Source organism: Alteromonas sp. P256 (assembly GCF_036864455.1).
Classification (GTDB): Bacteria; Pseudomonadota; Gammaproteobacteria; order Enterobacterales; family Alteromonadaceae; genus Alteromonas.
Map to the genome: position 1 here is coordinate 206,431 of NZ_JAZETM010000005.1, position 19,498 is coordinate 225,928.

At 45.2% G+C, this 19,498-nt stretch carries 15 protein-coding genes; 4 read left to right on the forward strand and 11 right to left on the reverse strand.

Annotation, left to right across the window (positions count from 1 at the left end):
- Positions 1-15 precede the first annotated feature (15 nt).
- From V7R39_RS10080 to V7R39_RS10090, 3 genes are all read right to left on the reverse strand, one after another.
- Positions 16-798 (reverse strand): glutaredoxin, encoded by a 783-nt coding sequence (locus V7R39_RS10080; RefSeq protein WP_334030473.1) that lies wholly within the window; start codon positions 796-798, stop codon positions 16-18.
- Between the two features lie 123 nt (positions 799-921).
- Positions 922-1,443 carry a DUF6436 domain-containing protein gene (locus tag V7R39_RS10085; protein ID WP_334030474.1) on the reverse strand — a complete coding sequence of 174 codons (522 nt, stop codon included), beginning with the start codon at positions 1,441-1,443 and terminating at the stop codon, positions 922-924.
- Complete coding sequence (locus V7R39_RS10090; RefSeq protein ID WP_334030475.1) at positions 1,440-2,924, reverse strand: methyl-accepting chemotaxis protein; 1,485 nt, start codon at positions 2,922-2,924, stop codon at positions 1,440-1,442. Before V7R39_RS10090 ends, V7R39_RS10085 begins: the two co-directional genes overlap by 4 nt.
- A 234-nt stretch (positions 2,925-3,158) precedes the next feature.
- Between V7R39_RS10090 and V7R39_RS10095 the strand changes: the two genes are divergently transcribed.
- On the forward strand, positions 3,159-4,028 hold the full coding sequence (locus V7R39_RS10095) for an ATP-grasp domain-containing protein (RefSeq protein ID WP_334030476.1): 870 nt from the start codon (positions 3,159-3,161) through the stop codon (positions 4,026-4,028).
- A 32-nt stretch (positions 4,029-4,060) separates the two neighbouring features.
- On the opposite strand, the gene V7R39_RS10100 is transcribed toward V7R39_RS10095, so the two are convergent.
- The 5 genes from V7R39_RS10100 to V7R39_RS10120 form a co-directional block, all read right to left on the reverse strand.
- Positions 4,061-5,428 (reverse strand): DUF3300 domain-containing protein, encoded by a 1,368-nt coding sequence (locus tag V7R39_RS10100; protein ID WP_334030478.1) that lies wholly within the window; start codon positions 5,426-5,428, stop codon positions 4,061-4,063.
- Positions 5,429-5,645: 217 nt separating this feature from the next.
- Positions 5,646-6,260, reverse strand: coding sequence for a GTP cyclohydrolase II (ribA, locus tag V7R39_RS10105; protein WP_032094651.1), 615 nt, complete (start codon positions 6,258-6,260; stop codon positions 5,646-5,648).
- A gap of 315 nt (positions 6,261-6,575) precedes the next feature.
- The gene (locus tag V7R39_RS10110; RefSeq protein ID WP_334030479.1) at positions 6,576-9,593 is read right to left on the reverse strand and encodes an EAL domain-containing protein; all 3,018 of its coding nucleotides are present in this window, start codon (positions 9,591-9,593) and stop codon (positions 6,576-6,578) included.
- 63 nt (positions 9,594-9,656) lie between these two features.
- Positions 9,657-9,989 (reverse strand): hypothetical protein, encoded by a 333-nt coding sequence (locus V7R39_RS10115; protein ID WP_334030481.1) that lies wholly within the window; start codon positions 9,987-9,989, stop codon positions 9,657-9,659.
- A 169-nt stretch (positions 9,990-10,158) separates the two neighbouring features.
- Positions 10,159-10,344: a hypothetical protein gene (locus V7R39_RS10120; RefSeq protein ID WP_334030483.1), complete on the reverse strand. Its 186-nt coding sequence runs from the start codon at positions 10,342-10,344 to the stop codon at positions 10,159-10,161.
- A 147-nt stretch (positions 10,345-10,491) separates the two neighbouring features.
- Between V7R39_RS10120 and V7R39_RS10125 the strand changes: the two genes are divergently transcribed.
- Positions 10,492-11,160: a glutathione S-transferase gene (locus tag V7R39_RS10125; RefSeq protein WP_163106587.1), complete on the forward strand. Its 669-nt coding sequence runs from the start codon at positions 10,492-10,494 to the stop codon at positions 11,158-11,160.
- Between the two features lies 1 nt (position 11,161).
- Here V7R39_RS10125 and recQ read toward each other — a convergent pair whose 3' ends face one another.
- Positions 11,162-13,000, reverse strand: coding sequence for a DNA helicase RecQ (recQ, locus tag V7R39_RS10130; protein ID WP_334030485.1), 1,839 nt, complete (start codon positions 12,998-13,000; stop codon positions 11,162-11,164).
- Positions 13,001-13,240: 240 nt separating this feature from the next.
- On the opposite strand from recQ, the gene V7R39_RS10135 reads away from it, so the two are divergent.
- Together V7R39_RS10135 and rarD are read left to right on the forward strand one after the other, a co-directional pair.
- Positions 13,241-14,578, forward strand: coding sequence for a magnesium transporter (locus V7R39_RS10135; RefSeq protein WP_334030487.1), 1,338 nt, complete (start codon positions 13,241-13,243; stop codon positions 14,576-14,578).
- 260 nt (positions 14,579-14,838) lie between these two features.
- On the forward strand, positions 14,839-15,801 hold the full coding sequence (gene rarD / locus V7R39_RS10140; RefSeq protein ID WP_334030489.1) for an EamA family transporter RarD: 963 nt from the start codon (positions 14,839-14,841) through the stop codon (positions 15,799-15,801).
- 70 nt (positions 15,802-15,871) lie between these two features.
- On the opposite strand, the gene V7R39_RS10145 is transcribed toward rarD, so the two are convergent.
- Complete coding sequence (locus V7R39_RS10145; protein WP_334030491.1) at positions 15,872-17,134, reverse strand: GGDEF domain-containing response regulator; 1,263 nt, start codon at positions 17,132-17,134, stop codon at positions 15,872-15,874.
- A gap of 40 nt (positions 17,135-17,174) precedes the next feature.
- Positions 17,175-19,346 carry a DNA helicase II gene (uvrD, locus tag V7R39_RS10150; RefSeq protein ID WP_334030493.1) on the reverse strand — a complete coding sequence of 724 codons (2,172 nt, stop codon included), beginning with the start codon at positions 19,344-19,346 and terminating at the stop codon, positions 17,175-17,177.
- Positions 19,347-19,498 lie beyond the last annotated feature (152 nt).

Consider the following 19,498-nt stretch of genomic DNA (forward strand, 5'->3'; position numbering starts at 1 on the left):
GCGCATCTCAAAGGCTTAAGTCAGCCCTAGCATATAAACCCCGGCACCTGCCATAGCGAGATTTTCAGTCAATGAGATAAAGCCTAGGGGCAAATCAGAATTACCGCCCACACAGGCACATTTAAGTTCTCGTTTATCAATATAAACAGCTTTAACTACCGATATTGCTCCCACTGTACCAATGCACAATGAAATAGGAGCAACTAAATATGCTGGAAAGTTTGCTAGCATTCCTAAGCCAGCATAAGCCTCGGCAAAAGGGTAAACATAAGCATAGCGAACATGTCGCATGGCAAGAAGGTCGTAGGTGATAAACTGATTTGAAAATGCCACAAGATCCTGCAGTTTTTGCATGGCCAACAACACCATAGTAATGCCAATAAACGACATAATGACTTGTTCTAGACTCAATGAGAGTCCAACACCGCTTCCATTTAGCAGCAGTGCAATTACCATTAGAGCCGCAAGTGAAAAAGTGACGATAATAGGAGTATATCGAGAGCCTTTTTCATCTTCTTGCTTTAGGTCAAAAAAGTTGCGGAGGTCATCGTATCCGCCAACACGCTGGTCATTAATAAAGGTTTGAGGCGTAGTCGTGACATCATGCTTTTCTTTAAAAACGTCGGTTTGTTCACGGGTGGTGAGATGATGGTCATCTACTGTATAACCTTTGCGCTCAAGTAAATCTTTGGACTTTAGGCCGAATGGACAGATATGCTCATCTGTTACCATTCTATAAAGCGTTGCGACTTGATTACTGTTATGTGCGATTTGCTTTGTATTTTGCTCGGTTTGCATGACGGCCATCACTCCCTAAATATATTTTAGGCTCACTACCCATATACGTAAAATTTTCACAGTTACGCAGCGCGCAGGCCTCTTTAAAGGTTAACTAATGGTTATGTACATATTGCGTGCCAATCAACAAAAGCAGCCTGTGGCGTCGCTGTTGATAATAGCGCCATTGTAGGGGAGTTGATGTGTGTAGCTCACTACTTGGTCCACTAAGTTTTTGCCAGTAAAGCACCCATAGCCTGTGGCGTAAGGGCCAACGTAGCGCAGCTGATAGTGCTCATCAATAACAATTAACGCAGGAACGGTGGTGATTATATTGCTTAGCCCTTTCACAGTGTCTAGCGCAATGTCTACAACGCTGTACTGTGACTCGCCAAGGCGATTAAGCAACTGTGTTTGATGAGGGGCGGTGAGTGTTTCGCAGTAGCAACTTTCAGGTGAACTAACATGGACAATGCTAGCACTGGGGACATTACTGCTTTTAAGCAGTTGTGTAAGTTCACTGTCAAATGTGGGTGAAGTTGAGTGATGAAGCAGTGTGCCATCAGGATCGAATTCTGATAGCTGACGCTGACCATACATTAACATGACCGCCAGCAGGCTGCTTGCCCATAAAACAAGCAGTGCCCAAGAAAGGCCTTTTGTCATTGCAGTTTAAAGCGCTCGATAGCACTGCGCATTTTTTGTGATATTTGGGTAAGCACTTGCACTTCGCCTGCAAGAGACTCTGCGGTAGCGAGCTCTTCAGAAGTAAATTCGCTTAAACGAGCCGTACTTGCAGCAATTGAGGCTGACGCTGTTTCTTGCTCTACCGCAGATGTCGCGATTTCTGTCATGCTTTCACTCGCATCGTTGATTTGCAGCATAATTTCAGCCATTGCGTTAGTTGCACTTTCACTCGACATGACTGCCTCATCAACAAGACTGATACAAGACTGCATCTGATCTACTGAGCTTGCTGTTTGAGAAACAAGCTGCTCAGTGATACTCGTGATTTGTTCAGCACTTTCTTTCGAACGAATAGCAAGCGTACGTACCTCGTCTGCAACCACAGCAAACCCTCTACCGTGTTCCCCCGCTCGGGCCGACTCAATGGCTGCGTTGAGAGCTAGCAAATTTGTTTGCTCAGCTACGGCTGTAATAGAGCGCATGGCGTCGGAGATATGCGAGCATTGCTCGTTTAATGCGGAATTGGTTTTTTCTGCATCATTGAGGGTGCTTCGCAACGAATTAATCGTATTACTGGTAGTGGCAATTGAATCTTTGGTGTTTTGTGATGACGCTTGAGCCGCTGAGGCCTTATCACTGGCTTTAGTCGTCTGCTCTGTCGACATCTGCATGGTTTGCGCAATTTCTTCTGACGAAGCGGACACCATGGCTAACTCTTGGTCAGTTTTGTGGCTTATATTGAACATGCTGTTGGCGACTTGTTCCATATTACCGCAGCCCTTAACCACGTCGTCAGTTAATGATGAAGCCAGTTGAACCAATTCTTTGACTTGGTCAATCAAGTCGCCAAAGGGGCGAAGGAGCTTGTTGTCTCTGTCTACAGCAACAGTTAAGTCCAACCTATTATTGTCTTTTTGCATCTCGTGAATAGCTAAGGACAGTTCAGCGGCGCCTGCACCTTCTTCATGGGCCGTTTTTGCGATATACATCAGTACACCACCTTCCGCTACAGCGAACGCAGCATGTAAAAGCAAAATAGTGAACGTAACGTGGCCCTCTTCGAAAATAACAAGCGGGGCGCCACTAGATTGTAAAAGAAAGAAGCTAATGTGATGTACCGCGACCACTGCCGTACCGGTGGCAATCACCTTCCAATCTCTAAAAACCGATAAGAAAGCAAGAAGTACAAAAATCTCAAAATGAATTTCAATAAGCCCAAATGACTGATGGATATGCAGTGCGGCAAGCAGCTGCACACCAATGGCCATAGCATGGCGGCTTAATGCTGAATAAGGGGATTGCAAACTTAATACCAAAGGCACTGCGGCGATGGGTATACCAAAAATAAACGCGGGCAGGAGTTCTCCGGTAATAAGGCCAATGACAACTGAAATAACCAGTTGAGCAATGATAACGACGCGAAATATTTTCTGACCTTCTATAAGCCAAGGATACTGCATACAGATTTCCACCATATGTTTAGTTTGAGTGTAGATTAAATGTAAGCATCCTGCTAAGTTGGCTGAATAATAAACTATTGTAGACCTTGGTGGTATGTAACTTTGGTCTACATTTTTTGCGTTATCAGTTGGTTAAGATCATTAAAAACCACTAAACTAAAGCGCATATATCGTTGATGTAAGCAAACACCAATACGCCCTTGTGTTAATCTTCAAGCCATAAATGAGACATTCATGTCACAAATAGTTTTTCTCTCTACCGATAATTTGGACGATTTTTTCGTCTATGACGAATTGCTTATTCCTCATTTTAATGACATAGGATGGTCGGTAGAGACAATCTCATGGCGTGAAAAGAACGTTAATTGGGACCAGTACGATTACGTTATTGTGCGCAGTACGTGGGATTATCAACAGCATCCTGATACCTTTCTCAACACATTAGAGATCATTAATAAATCTTCGGCTGTCTTATTAAATCCTCTAGCGCTGATTAGATGGAATATAGATAAGCAGTATTTGAAGGACCTCGCTGACGCGGGGATCCCCATAGTAGATACCCGTTGGGGGGAGTGTTTTGAGGCACAAGATATACATAATGCTTTTGCGCGGTTTAACACTGAAGAAGTTGTTGTTAAGCCAACGCTCAGTGCAAACGCCGATGACACCTTTAGAGTGTCTTCCTCAAACATAGCAGATGTAATGCCTTCACTGCTGACTACCTTTGCCGCTCGTCGGTATATGATTCAACCCTTTTTATCTAGCGTGGTAGAGGAGGGGGAGTATTCTCTTTTTTACTTCGGGGGTTGTTACAGCCATGCCATATTAAAAGTGCCTCAACAAGGAGATTTTCGAGTTCAGGAGGAGCACGGCGGGCAGTTATTGGCCGTTGAAGCAAATATTGCTCAGCAAGAAATAGCACAGCGAGCATTAGAGGCAATGCCGGCTCAAGCTCTGTACGCACGTGTCGACCTGGTTCGCCAAGAAAATGAGTGGGCAATTATGGAACTAGAACTTATAGAGCCTTCACTATACTTCAACCTAGATACGTCATCACCCGCTCGTTTTGTGCAGGCACTGTCCACTTTTTCTGAGACTGAGTAAATGGAAGCATTTTACTCTTTGTCGCCGCTTTTTTATTTGGGCCCTTTGTTCGAGCCCCCTTTATTCAAGCCCCCTTTATTTAAGATAGTGTCTTTCCTTACTATTTGAGAAGTCCGGTTTTGTGACCCTTTACCACGGTAAGCGTCTGTCCTGTACGTTCGCGCATTGTCTTTAACTGCCTTGTTAGTATCTATTTTGCGTATCGCAGATTCTGGTTTTATAGACTGAGGTTTTGTACGCCGAGATTTTGTCGATGTTTTCGCCGATGTTTTCGCATAGTGGCGCTTATTAGCATCGAGCTTGTTTAAGATTGCCTGCTTGTTGTACTGCTTTTTTTCAGCAAACCTCTTATTTGTTTTGTTAGTGCTAACGCTTCGATTATTTGACAACGCGCGATTTTGATTCGGCGCTTTTAACTGTGCGTTTGAAACAGAGCGCGCTTTTGATATCGACCTTGAACCCGGCGAAGCAGCAAGGCGCCTTGTCGATAAATGTCTATTACTGGTGTGCACAAAACGTGTGGGTTTAGTTTGCACTACGCGCTGTGAGTAGCGAGCACGTCTGTGGTCAACGCGATGCTGCCAGCGTTGATAATCATTGCTAATGACTCGTTTACGCTGGCTCCCTCTATAAAACCTGCGCACTGGCTGGCGATGCACAACCACATGGCGGTTGCTCCAGTGCACGGCACCGAATGAGAAAAAGGCCGATATTCTCACTCGCGGCGACCAGTATACGTTTCTATGACGATGATAATTAACGTGATGAGACCAGAATATGGGCGCAACAGGGTGCCACCAGTTGCCGTACACAATTTGCGGGTCATAGTAAGGCACGTACACCACCTCTCGCTGACGAGGAGCGATATAGATGATCTCTCTAGAATTGCTTTGCTCCGTTTCTACTTCAACATAGTCGTTGGTATCTAAGTTCCCGGTGTTTCTCGCATGCTGACGCAGTATTTGTACTCGGTCGAGTACTCTATCTTGGCTTACTAATACACTGTCGCCTAGCTGCTGCAGCCAGTCTAGGTCATTGGCCATAGTATTGAGCAAATCAGTAAATGCGGCCAACGCCTTCACGCTTGGATCCCAATCCACATCTTCTAATGCGTCTTCAACCTGCTCCGGCGTAAGGTTTTTATTACTTTGTCGCCACCTATCTGCTGAAATCACATCGAGGGGGTAGGTAGAGGCAATGAGTATGTGGGTAAGTAAGGTATCTGGATATAACGCAATAGGGGCGAGAAGACTGTCCAATTGCGCATCGGAAACTTCAGTTTGGCTAGTGGCCAACGTTTGATTGGCAGAAGTATCAACGGTTGACTGCTGAGCAATTGCCGGTAAACCAACGGCAGTACTGCCAAGGGCAATCACGATAGATAGGGCTATGTTTTTCATACATTCTCCTTACATTGTCATTGCGCGCTTACTGTAGCGAACAAACAATGTGGGTAAGTCTGTATACGTTATAACCCGTGGATAATTAACCTAAGCTGAATAAAAAACGCCCGCTAACTGCAGTGAAGTTGAAGCATCGGGCGTTTAGGGCGTGTTGATATTTGCTGTGCGATTTTTGGGCTAAATGTACAGCAAAAATCAGCACGCCCTTGCAATCCTATTTAAAAATGTGAGGGTCGAATGCGTGCCCCAGCTTTTCTGTTTTAGTTTTTAAATAGTTTTTATTGTCTTTCGTTACGCCATGGTCGATAGGTTTGCGCGATACAACGTCTATTCCAAGGGCTTCAAGTGCCGCGAGCTTCTTAGGGTTGTTCGTCATTAACTCTACGCGGGTAACGTCTAGTGTATCTAGCATGAGTTTACAGATGTCGTAACTACGAAGGTCGGCATCAAAGCCTAAATGTTCGTTAGCTTCTACCGTGTCCATGCCGCTGTCTTGAAGATTGTAAGCACGTATTTTATTAAGCAGCCCAATGCCGCGCCCCTCTTGGCGAAGGTATAGTAGTAAGCCAAAGCCGTTATCGACGATGTTTTGCATGGCTTTTTCTAATTGAAAACCGCAGTCACAGCGCGTACTGAAAAGAGAATCTCCGGTCAGGCACTCTGAGTGGATACGAATTGGCACAATATCGCCTTTCTTCCAGTTGCCGTAAGACAGGGCAACGTGCTCTTGACCACTGGCTTCAACGAAACCGTGTATTTTGAAATCACCAAGCCGCGTTGGCAATTTTGCTGAACTGACAAATTCGTATTTAGGCTGTTTGCTACTCATGTTACTTCTACGCTTAGGACAGTAGGCCATATGTGGGGATAATCACAGCTTTTGCAAGCCTGATATCTGCACTGATCGCTACCAAATTTGGCAGCATCTTTTTTAGGTCGTCTTTACAATATTATTCTAACTATAAAGTGTTACATTGTATCATTTATAGAGTGTAATGTTGTACGTTAATAACAATGCATTGCTACCAACGGCCTATGATTATACGCATTTCATCCGGTTTTGGGGTATTTGCTCTATCACTCTTTTTTATTTGTTATAAATCGAAAGCGAGATCAACGATACGAGCCCAAGGGAATAAGGGCCTTACAGCGGGGTGAAGTCGATGAGAGGAGCTGGCACTGCCACACCATAGCCCTGAGCGAAATCGATTCCCATGTTGCCTAATTGGGTCATTGTGGCTTCATTTTCCACGAACTCTGCTACTGTCTGCATGCCCATGGCCTTCGCGACATCCTTTATCGATGCAACCATAGCAATGTCCACGCTGTCGTTAAGCATATCTTTTATGAACATGCCGTCTATTTTTACCTGATCCACAGGAAGGCTCTTGAGATAGTTATAGGATGAGAAGCCGCTGCCAAAGTCATCAAGAGAAAATGTGCAGCCTAAGTTTTTGAATGTCTGCATAAAGGCCAACGTGTCGTCCATTTTAATAATAGCCACAGACTCAATAACCTCAAAGCAAATCTTGTTATACGCAATACCGAAGGTTTCAAACGCATTTAGAATGAACAGCGTAAAATCTCTATCGGCCAGGGAGTGGCAGTTTAAGTTGATACTACAGCGTTTAAGATTGCTCAAATGCTCGGGGTTTTCTGATAGCCACTTAAATGTATTCGTTACTACCCACTTGTCTACGTTCACGTTCATTTCAAAACGCTCTGCAGTAGGCAGAAAGTTTGCAGGCTCTACAATGTTACCGTCGCTTTCTCGCAAGCGAAGCAGCACCTCGTAATAATACCCTTCATTCGCCTGGCTCAGTGGTCGCAGCGGTTGGTAATACAGTTCAAATCGGTTTTCTTCTAATGCGTTGTTAATGGTCGATACCCAATCTAACTCGCGCTGATAACGCTGAGTACTCTCTTCATTGCTGTTGTATCGATGAATTTGATTACGGCCTTGGTCTTTGGCGAAATAACACGCCGCATCTGCCATGCTTAAGTACTGACCAGCACTTGTGGTATTTTCATCGCATACCACCATGCCAATGCTCACGCCTAAATTGAAAATGCGGTTGTTCCACATAAAGCGGTAGTCTTGCACTGCATTAAGTATTTTTTCTGCGTTCTCAAAAACACTTTTCTCATCATAATCTGAGTAGATGATACCAAACTCATCGCCGCCTAAACGGGCAAGAAGAGCGTTTTTTAAAAGCGTATGTTCTATCAGTCTGGCTATATCTTTTATGAGTACGTCACCCGCCTTATGACCGCAAGTGTCGTTAACCACCTTGAATCTATCCAAATCTAAATACAGCAGACACACAGGCGGACTGGCCACTGATGCCACCTTACTTTTAAACTCGGATTCAAACTGGCGACGATTGTAGGCCCCTGTAAGAGAGTCATGGGTAGCTAAATAGCGTAAATTAAGGTCCGATTGTTTTTTCTCGGTGATGTCGATAATTGAGCCGAAAATATAGGGACCATCACCATTTTCTTGCAAACGGCAAGACAACGAAATCCAAAACTCTTCACCATTTTTTCGTTTAGCTCTTATTTCTTTGCCAGTTAAGTGACCGGTTTGAGACAGTTCGCCTAAGAGAAGCTGCCTGTCATCAGTGTTAGCATAGAAAACCGATGTTTTTGCGCCGGTCTCCAGCATGTCGTCCTCATCGGTATACCCAAAAAGCTTATACATCGCGGGGTTTACAGACACTAAATTACCGTCCCAGGTTGAAGTGTAATGTCCCTCTGCTGAGTTTCTAAACAAATGATAGAAATGATTTAAGTTGGTAATGGTCTCTTCTTTTTTAACCAACTGCTTTTTGTTGTAAAACTGTTCTTTTGTTGCCGCCGCCATGCCTAAACACAACAGTCCAAAGGCAGCAAAAAACAACATAACCACATAGACACTGAAGGTATAAACCATGAGGTGATATAGGCCTTGAATCGATATTGCAAGCAAGACAAAAAACGAAAGCCACCCAATTGAAAACAAGCGACTTGTTTGATGGTTTTCTTTAAACGTTAGCGCCAAAGCAACTTGGCATACACCCATCACTGCAATAGTGCTAAGTAGAATTATCACCGCCACAGTGGGCTCGATGAAAAAGCAATACAAACACACCAAAGGGATGGCAAAATTAAGTGCTTTGAGAAAAGCGGGCACTCGAGGAAATAGGTGATGGGTTACTTTTGCAAAGCACAGCAACAACAAGGTTGATGCAATAATAAATGCCGCTTCAGTTGTGTTCGTTAAGCTTGGCCATAAGCCCAGGCCGCTTTGAAAAATGAAAAATAGCGTCAGCAGGGTCAATGATGACATCGTAAGCCAAAACCGAATAGCAATACGCTGGTTAAAGTAAGATAAAAGGAAGTAGGTAATAATAAGTGCAAACACGCCAAGCACGGCGCCTAAGGCAACCAGCATATTAATATCGTATTGCTCCAGTGCGTCCTTTTCCCACAGCGTAACAGGTATGTTGGTTAACCCTGCGTCTTTAATGCCAATGAGCAAGCGTACATTTTGATAGGGCTGTAGCGTAAAAGACAATCGAATACTGGGCACGGGTTGTGGCAGAGAAAGGTCGCCTTTTCCTGCTTGATAGCGATACGTTTTAATAATTCGCTCATTGTCGTTGAGCAGATAAAGCTGCAGGTCGTCAATGTTTAATCGGTCTACATTTACCACCAGGGAGACAGGGCTAAAGCCGCTGTGTTGTATATGGGTAGACAGCCACTGCCTAGAGTTTGTGGATGTGATCTGTTGGTCTGAAAACGCACTCGCGCCTTCTAATACATCAAAGTACGTCGCCGAGTCAGGAGCGTAAGTTATGTTGCTATTGTGATTAACAAGAATATGTTGAAAAGACTCATCAATACGTATGCTATTTGTCGTGCTATTTGTCGCATTATTGGCCTCGTCATTTTTAGCGATAGCGGAAAATGAAACAAGCAACAGTCCGGTTAATGCAAGAACATACGAAAGCGCAGAGTGTTTCTGGCTCTGTTTTAACGTGGATATTCTTACTCGGTCTGACTTTGCAATCCCATTAATTCTGCGAAAGTCAGCACACGCAAGCGATAGCAGTAATGCCATAGCAAGCCACACTAGCGCAAAAGAGCGAGTAAGCATTGACGGTGAAAACAACAGTGACATGGCGTTCATTGCTTAATAGTAATTCATAGGTGGCAACAAAGAAATGTAAGTTTAGAGTGATGCTTACGAAAAAGCGCCGCCCTGTTCTTTTAGATAATCGCTAATGATTTGAGGGCGTTGCTCGCTACCAATAGGCTCAAGCCATATCGCTTCGCATAGCCATTCTATGCATAACAAGCACTGAAAAGGCGGGTGGCCTTTTAAAGAAGTTAATACCACCTGAAACCTATCGGCCCCCCAATCAGTTTGTGAAGCTTGAAAATGAAATAGCGACACAAACTGAGTCAACCACTGCTCGGTTTTTAGCGGCGTTGTAGGAAGGGGAAGGGTTATCTGAACGCCTGACTCGGTGTTGTGAAGCGCGGCGATGACACTTGATGCAAGTAACTGCTGCATAATTTGAAACCCTTGTTATTTTAATCTGTTATTTATGTAAGGTGTAGGTATACGGTGCTGTTGAATGAACAGCTGGCGCAATGCAAAAGCTCATTTACGGTGAGCTTATTCGCAGCTGTTTAATTCGCCGCTGTTTAATTCCTAGAGGCTTAATTCCTAGCTGCTTTATTCATAACGATAATATATCGACATAGTTAATGAAAAGCAGACTTTGTCCGCAATTACATGCAGCATGAATCTCTGGCGCTTCTAAACACGGTTTATGTAATATCGCCTCAAGAATCCCATCTGTAGGTTTAGGCATTGCATGGTTAAGCACTGCAAGTGCATGAACTGCACTTGCAAGCTCAAGCATTCGCACGCTCAAGTATTTGCAAGAGCTTATACTGATGAATAAAGGTCTTATTAGAAGTAAACCTGCCGTCGATTATCCATGTATACACTACAGTACAACAATAATAGTTTTCATATGCGTTATGGCAACGCAAATTAAGGAAGGGGTATGTTAACACTACATCATTTAAATAACTCTCGCTCTCAGCGTATTCTGTGGTTGCTAGAGGAGCTCGGTGTTGAATACAAAATCGCGTTTTATGAACGAGACAGTCAAACCAATTTGGCGCCCGACTCATTGCGAGCAGTCCATCCCCTAGGACGTTCACCGGTACTTACTACGCCACATGGTGCCATCGCTGAATCTGGCGCTATCGTTGAATATTTAGTGCGCAATCATGCTGAATCTGGCTTTACCGTACCTGAAGAGGGCAAAGCGCTGCAAGACTATCTATTCTGGCTTCATTTTGCCGAGGGGTCTTTGATGCCGCCGCTTGTGGCTAATCTTGTTTTAGAAAAAGCGCGTCAAAAGGGCTCTAAACCGTTTTTTATAAAGCCCATCACCGACAAGTTAGTCGATGGAATCATTAATGCGTATTACGGCCCTAACTTGGCGCAGAGTCTTCGCTATGTAGAATCATACCTTGCTAGTAACACATGGTTTGCTGGTGAGGAGCCAACGGGAGCTGATATACAAATGATATTCCCGTTAGAGTCTCTTGTTGCGAGTGGTCGGGCTGATGATTTCACAGCAATTCGCGGGTACGTTAAGCGTGTACATGAGCGACCAGCCTACCAGCGTGCTCTAGAAAAAGGCGGCGAATACGCCTACGCTTAGTTTAATCGTTGCGAGAAATGTAGTCGTCGATAAGTTTGATAAAAGCGTCGCCGTAGCGCTCTAATTTGGTTTGGCCAACACCGCTCACTTCAAGCAAGGTATTGCGAGTGACGGGCAGCTTACACGCCATATCCACCAAGGTCGCGTCACTGAATACCACATACGGCGGCACTTCGTTTTCTTCGGCCAGCACTTTGCGTAAATGCTTTAGTCGCGTAAATAAGGTGCGGTCGTAATTGGCAGGCGCTTGTTTGGCTTTTTTGTCAGGCTTAAATTCAAGTCGCGGTACTGCAAGCTGTACCGGTACTTCGCCTTTTAGTACAGGGCGCGAGGCCTCTGTAAGGCGCAGTGACGCATGTGCAGTAATATCAACGCGTATCAACCCTTTATGAACCAGCTGATTCAAAATGTTGTGCCAATAGCTGTCTGATTTGTCCTTTCCTATTCCATAGGTGGAAAGTTGATGATGCCCTGCCTCTTGTAGCCTGCGAAGCTGTTTGCCTCGTAAAACATCAATAACGTATTGACTTGATGCCTGCTGAGATAAGCGCAAAATGCATGATAAGGCTTTTTGGGCTATAACAAGGCCATCCACCATTTTGGGGGGATCTAAACAAATATCACAATTCCCGCAGGCACTATCGCTAAACTGAGAAAAGTAGTTAAGCAAAACCTGTCGTCGGCATGTTTGCGCTTCTGAAAAGGCTTCCATTGCAGCAAACTTTTGAAGCTCTATATGATTTCTATCACCGCTTTCGCCTTGTTCAATCCATTGTCTTACTCTGGCGGCATCTTTTTCGTCGAACAATAAAAGTGCTTCTGATTCCAGCCCGTCTCGTCCCGCGCGCCCGGTTTCTTGATAGTAGCTCTCGACACTGCGAGGTACATCGTGATGCACCACGTAACGTACGTTAGACTTGTTGATGCCCATGCCAAAGGCCACTGTTGCTACCACAATATCAATCTTGTCATTGAGAAACTGACGCTGCACCAGTTCTCGCTCGTCGCTATCCATGCCGGCATGATAGGCAGCGCAGCGAAAGCCCATTCTGAATAGTTTGGCGTGTAAATCATCAACTTTGGCGCGGCTATTACAATAGATAATACCGCTGCCTTCTTGCCGTTTTACATAGCTAACGACTTGATCGAAGGCTTTGTATTTCGACATAACGCGATAGCGAATATTGGGTCTGTCGAAACTGCCTTTGTACACTAGCGGCTCATGTAATGTGAGCTGATTTAAAATGTCTGCTTGAGTGGCTGTGTCTGCAGTAGCGGTTAAGCCAATAACGGGAATATGAGAAAAACGAGATTTTATTTTACCTAAAGCGCGATAATCTTGACGAAAGTCATGACCCCAATGCGATACGCAGTGGGCTTCATCAATGGCAAATAAGGCAATTTCCGCTCTGTTGAGTAATTGCTGAAATGCATACTGCATTAGGCGCTCAGGAGACACGTAGAGTAAATCTAGCTTTCCTGCAATGAGCGCATCGTTGATGTTAGACTGAGCTTCAGCGTCGAGTGTGGAGTTGAGATAATCAGCCTTCACACCAAGGGCTTTAAGCTGCTCTACCTGATCTTGCATTAGGGATATCAGTGGCGACACCACAATGGCTGTGCCGTTACGAACTAATGCGGGTATTTGATAACACAACGACTTTCCACCGCCGGTAGGCAGCAGTACAAGTGCATCACCACCGTTACACACATGGTGAATAACCTCTCCTTGGCCATCGCGAAATTCACCGTAACCGAAAACGTTTTTGAGTACGTTTTCTGGCGATACGGTGTTGTCCGAGTGGGGCGATAATTCTGTGGTGGCTAATGCAGTTGTCATGGTTGGAGATTTTACGCTTTTTTTGCTCTGTCTTCACGGGGCATTTGCAAAAACTAGACTAAAATTCAGCGCAAGGCCCTAACATCAAATTGAGCGACAAAGCATAACCGCCTAAGAAAGAGTGAATAAACAAAAACGTATAAGTGCGTGTATAAATCAGTCCGTCATATTCTCATATGCAGCAACATGATAATCTAAGGGCTGTAGGATTGAAAAGCGTGTGTCAACAGGAGGTATAGTGTGGCTGACCAGTTACCAGATTTAATCGAAGAGATTGTTACCGAAGGTATGGCGGATGACCCTGCGTCATTATTAGCGGCGCTAAGTGGTCAAGACAATGTGTATATTGCTACGCTGTTAGAATCGTTGCCTGTTGAACCACGACTCGTGGTGTGGGAGGGAATTCCGCGAGAGCAAAAGCTAAACGTATTGGTTGAGATGCGTAGCGACCCCCGTGAAATTCTTATCGATAACACGCCGCACAACGAATGGGCGTCCATTTTTGCCGACATTTACGCCGATGATTTACTTGAGCTTCTCGACTCTTTACCCAAGCGACTTGTTGATTTGGCCTATGAGTCTCTCGACTCCAAAGAGCGAAAGTACTTTAGAGAAGCCTCACTTTTCCCCGATAATCAGATAGGTCACTGGGTAAACCATGAGCAGCTTGTGCTGCCTTCTAACGCTAAAGTTAGAGAGGCATTACGTTTATTGAAAAAAGACATCCCTCAGCACTGCGACAGTATTTACCTTGTAAACCGAACGGGGCAGTTTGCGGCACTCGTTAAAATAAACAACTTGTTTTCTGCTTCAGAGGACAAGGCGTTATTGTCTCTTGCAGAAGAGAATATTACGACGTTTAAAGGCGACGACGATGCCATGAATTCATCGTTAGTAGTACAGCGCTCAGGCCTAGCGTCACTGCCCGTAGTGGATGAAAACAATACCTTGCTTGGCAGGTTAGATATTACTGCGGCCAGCGAATTAGTGAATGAGTTCTATGAACGTCAGGTCATGGCCTCAGCAGGTATGGATGAAGACGAAGATTTGTTCTCGCCTGTGGCGAAAAGTGCAAAAAATAGGGCACTTTGGCTGGGTATTAACTTACTGACCGCATTTATGGCGTCGTGGTTTATTGGCCTGTTTGAAGGCACGCTTCAGCAGGTAGTTGCACTGGCAGTACTGATGCCTGTTGTAGCAAGCATGGGTGGTATTGCGGGTAGTCAAACGTTAACGCTTATTGTGCGAGGTTTGGCATTAGGGCAAGTTACGCCCGCCAATATTAAAGCATTAATGATCAAAGAGCTAAAAGTAGGCGGCGTTAATGGCGTTATATGGGCCCTGGTTATTGGTATTGTTGCCTATTTTTGGTTTACCGATGTGATGCTGGGCGTGGTTATTTGCTTAGCCATTTTATTCAATATCGTGGCGGCGGCCATTGCCGGTGTATTTGTGCCGATTATTTTGGATAAATTAAAAATAGATCCTGCGCTGTCGGGGTCGGTTATTTTAACCACGGTAACCGACATTGTAGGCTTTGTTGCCTTCTTAGGGCTGGGTACATTATTTTTGCTCTAACGGACTAACGGACTAACGGACTAACGGACTAACGGACTAACGGACTAACGGACTAACGGACTAACGGACTAACGGACTAACGGACTAACGCTCTAATGCTCTAACGCACTAATGCACTGAGCCATATTCACCGACGGGGTTAACAAGGTTTAACCCAAATATGTGGCACTTTGGGCCGCAAGCACAACAGAGCGCTTGTTTAAAATAGCGTTGTATTAAACAATAGCGCGCTCATAGCCTATTTCGTTTTGGAGTTATCATTGTCTAAGCCAGCTTCCGCCGCCCAAGTGGGCGTTATCTGTGCAATAGCCGCTTACAGTATGTGGGGCGTAGCACCTGTTTATTTTAAACAGTTAATGGTACTTCCCGCTGCCGAAATATTAATGCATCGCGTCATTTGGTCAGTAGTACTTCTTGTGGGGTTTATCGCTGCGCTAAAGCAATGGCCTAAAGTGATATCCGCATTAAAAAATAAGCGGGTAATGGTCATTCTCTTTTTCGCTGGCCTATTGCTAGGGGCCAATTGGTTACTGTTTATTTGGGCCATAAACAATGACCACCTGCTCGACGCCAGCTTAGGCTATTACATTAATCCGCTTATTAACGTGTTTTTAGGGCGGGTGTTCTTGGGCGAACGGCTTCGCAATCTGCAGAGAACGGCGGTTATTTTAGCGGTAGTGGGCGTTGGTATTTTGGTGCTTTCCTATGGTGAAATACCATGGATTGCGCTGGTATTGGCATCAAGTTTCAGTGTGTATGGCTTGCTGCGTAAGCAGGTGGCAGTAGATTCTCTGCCAGGTTTATTTATCGAAACACTCATGCTGTCGCCGCTAGCCATAGGTTATTGGGTGCTTTACGGGTCACAATACAGCAATTTATTTAACAATAGCATCGACTTAAACCTGCTTATCTTCGCCGCCGGTATCGTGACCACTGCGCCGCTATTGTGCTTTACCGCTGCGGCAAGGCGCATCATGTATTCCACCTTAGGGTTCTTCCAATATATTGGTCCAACACTGATGTTTATTTTAGCGGTTTATCTCTACGGCGAACCGCTGGAAGAGGCTAGGCTAACCACCTTTGCGTTTGTTTGGTTGGCACTGGCTGTATTTAGTGCAGACTCTATATTTAACTTTCGCAGACAGCGAATGCAAGCGCGAGCTGCTGCGCTTCAAGCGGCAGAAATTCAGGCAGCTGAACTTGAGGCAACACCTGACAAGTAGGGTATACGCGTAGTATAAGAAAGGTAGAACTCGTGGGCGTAAATACGTTAGTGTAATGAAAAACTAGCGGTTACTGATGGGTGGCGTGTAGCGCCTCGGCAAACATCACTTTGTTGCGGCCACTGTTTTTAGCTGCATAAAGCTGCTTATCGGCATCGCTGATGAGCTTGTCGATACGCTGTGTGACGGCGCCGCTCATGCCAATGCTGCATGTGACGTGGGTAGTCCCTTTGGGAAGCTCGATAGATTCATTTTCCACTACCTTTCTAAAGTCATCTAAGCGTTCGCAGGCTTGCTCAAAAGGTGTGTTAGGCAGGTAAATACAAAACTCTTCGCCGCCAAACCGCGAAATGATTTCGTCGGGAAAATAAAACTCAATGAGTGCGGCAACGGCTTTTAATACCGCATCTCCAGCGTCATGCCCATGAGTATCGTTAATTGCCTTGAAGAAATCTAAATCAATGAGCGCCAGTGCATGGTTGTCTGACAGCTGCTGGTGCTGCATGGTAACGGTATAAAAGAAATGTCTTCTATTTGGCAGGCCGGTTAAATAATCAGTATTTGCAGCGCGCCTTATTGCTTCAACGCTTTCAATGTATTCCACGTTTTGCATAACCCGGCACAAAAACTCTTCGTGACAATAGGGTATACGTAAAAAGTCGTTGGCGCCGCTTTTAATAAAGTGGGCAGACATCAGCATACCCTGGCCGCCGGCAATGCCCATAACTGCCAACTGCTCTTTTGAAAACGCTTTACGAAGACTGGCAACAAATACGGTACCGGACATATCAGGAAGCGTATTATCAGTAATAACAAGCCGAATGTGCTTGTGTGTGGATAGGGTTGTCATGGCCTCACTGGCGGTAAGGCATTCGTATACCACAAAGTTATGGCGCTCAAGTAACGACAAGGTTCTGGTTCGCTGCACTCTATTGGTACTTACAACCACAACGCCGGTAGATTTATTCTTTTCAAGACGAGATATTAAGCGAATGAGGTAATCGTAATTTTGTGCGTTTTCTTTGGGGATATAGTCAACCACATTTCTTTCGAGCACTTTGTCGCGAGTAAGGGTGTCTAAACTTTCTGTTGTGGCAATAGTGGGAATATAAGCGTCAATGGCAAAGTCGATAGCCTCGCCCTTCGGTGCGTCTGGCAATGTGTAAGCCACAATGGCACATAAAAAGGTTTCTGGCGTGTTTTGCGCAAAGCGGGCTTTGCCCTCGGTAAGCGATGTCGCGCCCACAGGTGTGAGCCCTGCACGCCTTACGAGCCTGGAAATGATCTCAAGGTTGTTGTCGCCATTTTCAATGACCAGCACATGTTGCTGCATATAGTCCAACTTGGATATAGGCTACCTTGCCGAATAATTGCTACGCTTTATCCAATTTTGCGTAGGCGAGAACTAACCATTTACTGCCAAACTCATCGAAGTTTACCTGCACGCGAGCGTGCTCGCCACTACCTTCATAATTTAGCACAATACCTTCACCAAATTTACGGTGCACTACCCGTTCGCCAAGCTTAAAACCAGTTTCCTCAAACGACGCATGAGACGTCATCTGATTGAATCGATTGTGTACAGGGCGCGAAATAGTGGACTTTAAGCGCACTTCTTCAATGCAGTCCTCCGGCATTTCACGAATAAAGCGCGACGCGGTGTGGTATTTGTCTTGGCCATATAATCTACGATTTTCTGCATAAGTGATATACAACTTTTGCATAGCTCGCGTCATTCCAACATAACAGAGACGACGTTCTTCTTCCATTCGACCAGGCTCATCATTGGTCATTTGGCTTGGGAACATGCCTTCTTCAACACCTGCCAAAAATACCAAAGGAAACTCTAAGCCTTTCGCCGTGTGGATAGTCATCATTTGCACTGCATCCTGATCTTTATCAGCTTGGGTCTCGCCTGCCTCAAGCGACGCGTGAGCTAAAAAGGCCGCCAGTGGCGTCATTTCTTCTGCTTCATCGGGCACAATAAAGGTTTTGCACGCAGTAACCAGTTCTTCCAAGTTTTCTAAACGGGCTTGCGCTTTCTCACCGCGCTCAGACTGGTACATGGCATATAGTCCAGACTGGCGAATAGCTTTGTCTGCCTGTTGTTCTAAAGGATCGTCAACGGTAGATTGCTCGAGCTCGGTAATAAGTAACACGAAGCTTTGAATAGCATTTAGAGCACGTCCCTTTAATGAAGCTTCGTTAATCAGCAGTTGGCTTGCTTGCCACATAGAACAGTTGTGGGTTCTGGCAGTGTCGCGAACCTGTGACAAGGTCTTCTCACCAATGCCACGACTTGGTGTATTTACCACACGCTCAAAGGCAGCATCGTCGTGAGGGTGACTAAGCATGCGCATATATCCCAGCGCATCTCTTATTTCTTGGCGTTCGAAGAAGCGCAGGCCGCCATATATACGGTATGCCAGCCCTTCGTGAAGCAATGCTTCTTCCAGCACACGAGATTGTGCGTTGTTTCGATATAAAATGGCGGTATCGCTAAGTGCATTGCCTTGGTTAAGCCAGTCTTTTATTTTCGACACAATAAAACGAGCTTCATCCAGCTCGTTAAAGCCCGCATACACCGAAATGGGCTCACCTTGACTATCTTCAGTCCAAAGCTCTTTACCTAAACGACCTGTGTTGTTATCGATAACGGTATTGGCTGCTTTCAGTATGTTGCCCGTAGAGCGATAGTTTTGCTCTAGGCGAATGGTTGCTGGTGATTCAAAGTCTTTTAGAAAGTGCTGAATGTTGTCTACATTCGCGCCACGCCAACCATATATAGATTGGTCGTCGTCGCCCACAATCATAATATTGTTATTATCGCCGCTGCTCAGCATGCGTAACCAAGCATATTGAATGTTGTTGGTATCTTGAAATTCGTCAACTAACACCGCGCGAAAACGACGCTGGTAGTGGGCTAATACGTCAGGGTTTTTGGCCCACAGTTCATGAGCGCGCAGCAGTAACTCAGCAAAATCTACAAGGCCTGAGCGATCGCAGGCATCTTGATAAGCGGTATACACTTCGCGCATGGTTTTTTGAATAGGGTCGTCAAAGGTTTCAATGTGCTGAGGGCGAAGTCCTTCGTCTTTGTTACCGTTGATATACCATTGAATTTGACGAGGTGGATAGTGCTTTTCATCTAAATTCATGGCCTTTAAAATTCGACGAATAAGGCGATACTGATCGTCAGAGTCAATGATTTGAAAATTCTCTGGCAGTCGTGCTTCAGCGTGGTGAGCGCGCAACAAGCGATGGGCTAACCCGTGGAACGTGCCAATCCACATGTTGTGCAGGCTTTTGCCCATGAGCGACTCTATACGACCGCGCATCTCTTTAGCGGCTTTATTTGTGAACGTAACGGCTAAAATCGAGAAAGGCGCGATGTTTTCGACTTCCATCAACCACGCTATGCGGTGAACAAGCACGCGGGTTTTGCCACTACCAGCGCCTGCTAATACCAGCGCGTTTGAGAGCGGTGCTGCTACAGCCTCACGTTGTTTGTCGTTAAGCTCATCTAGCAGTCTGGATACATCCATAGTGTGGCACCTGTTATCTTATTTTATTCACAAATGAAAAGCGTGGCTATTATGCCAGCTGACTGTTAATTTATACAGTCTAGTTTTGGCTTCTTGTGTCTTGCAGTGGCGGAAAAAACCTAATGGAATAACTAATAATAAATTGTTTAGCT

Coding starts and splice junctions, on each gene's coding strand:
- uvrD (WP_334030493.1), bottom strand. CDS start 19,346: ATGGATGTATCCAGACTGCTAGATGAGCTTAACGACAAACAACGTGAG.
- V7R39_RS10100 (WP_334030478.1), bottom strand. CDS start 5,428: ATGAAAAACATAGCCCTATCTATCGTGATTGCCCTTGGCAGTACTGCC.
- V7R39_RS10115 (WP_334030481.1), bottom strand. CDS start 9,989: ATGCAGCAGTTACTTGCATCAAGTGTCATCGCCGCGCTTCACAACACC.
- V7R39_RS10085 (WP_334030474.1), bottom strand. CDS start 1,443: ATGACAAAAGGCCTTTCTTGGGCACTGCTTGTTTTATGGGCAAGCAGC.
- V7R39_RS10080 (WP_334030473.1), bottom strand. CDS start 798: ATGCAAACCGAGCAAAATACAAAGCAAATCGCACATAACAGTAATCAA.
- ribA (WP_032094651.1), bottom strand. CDS start 6,260: ATGAGTAGCAAACAGCCTAAATACGAATTTGTCAGTTCAGCAAAATTG.
- V7R39_RS10095 (WP_334030476.1), top strand. CDS start 3,159: ATGTCACAAATAGTTTTTCTCTCTACCGATAATTTGGACGATTTTTTC.
- V7R39_RS10120 (WP_334030483.1), bottom strand. CDS start 10,344: ATGCTTGAGCTTGCAAGTGCAGTTCATGCACTTGCAGTGCTTAACCAT.
- V7R39_RS10090 (WP_334030475.1), bottom strand. CDS start 2,924: ATGCAGTATCCTTGGCTTATAGAAGGTCAGAAAATATTTCGCGTCGTT.
- V7R39_RS10125 (WP_163106587.1), top strand. CDS start 10,492: ATGTTAACACTACATCATTTAAATAACTCTCGCTCTCAGCGTATTCTG.
- recQ (WP_334030485.1), bottom strand. CDS start 13,000: ATGACAACTGCATTAGCCACCACAGAATTATCGCCCCACTCGGACAAC.
- V7R39_RS10145 (WP_334030491.1), bottom strand. CDS start 17,134: ATGCAGCAACATGTGCTGGTCATTGAAAATGGCGACAACAACCTTGAG.
- V7R39_RS10110 (WP_334030479.1), bottom strand. CDS start 9,593: ATGTCACTGTTGTTTTCACCGTCAATGCTTACTCGCTCTTTTGCGCTA.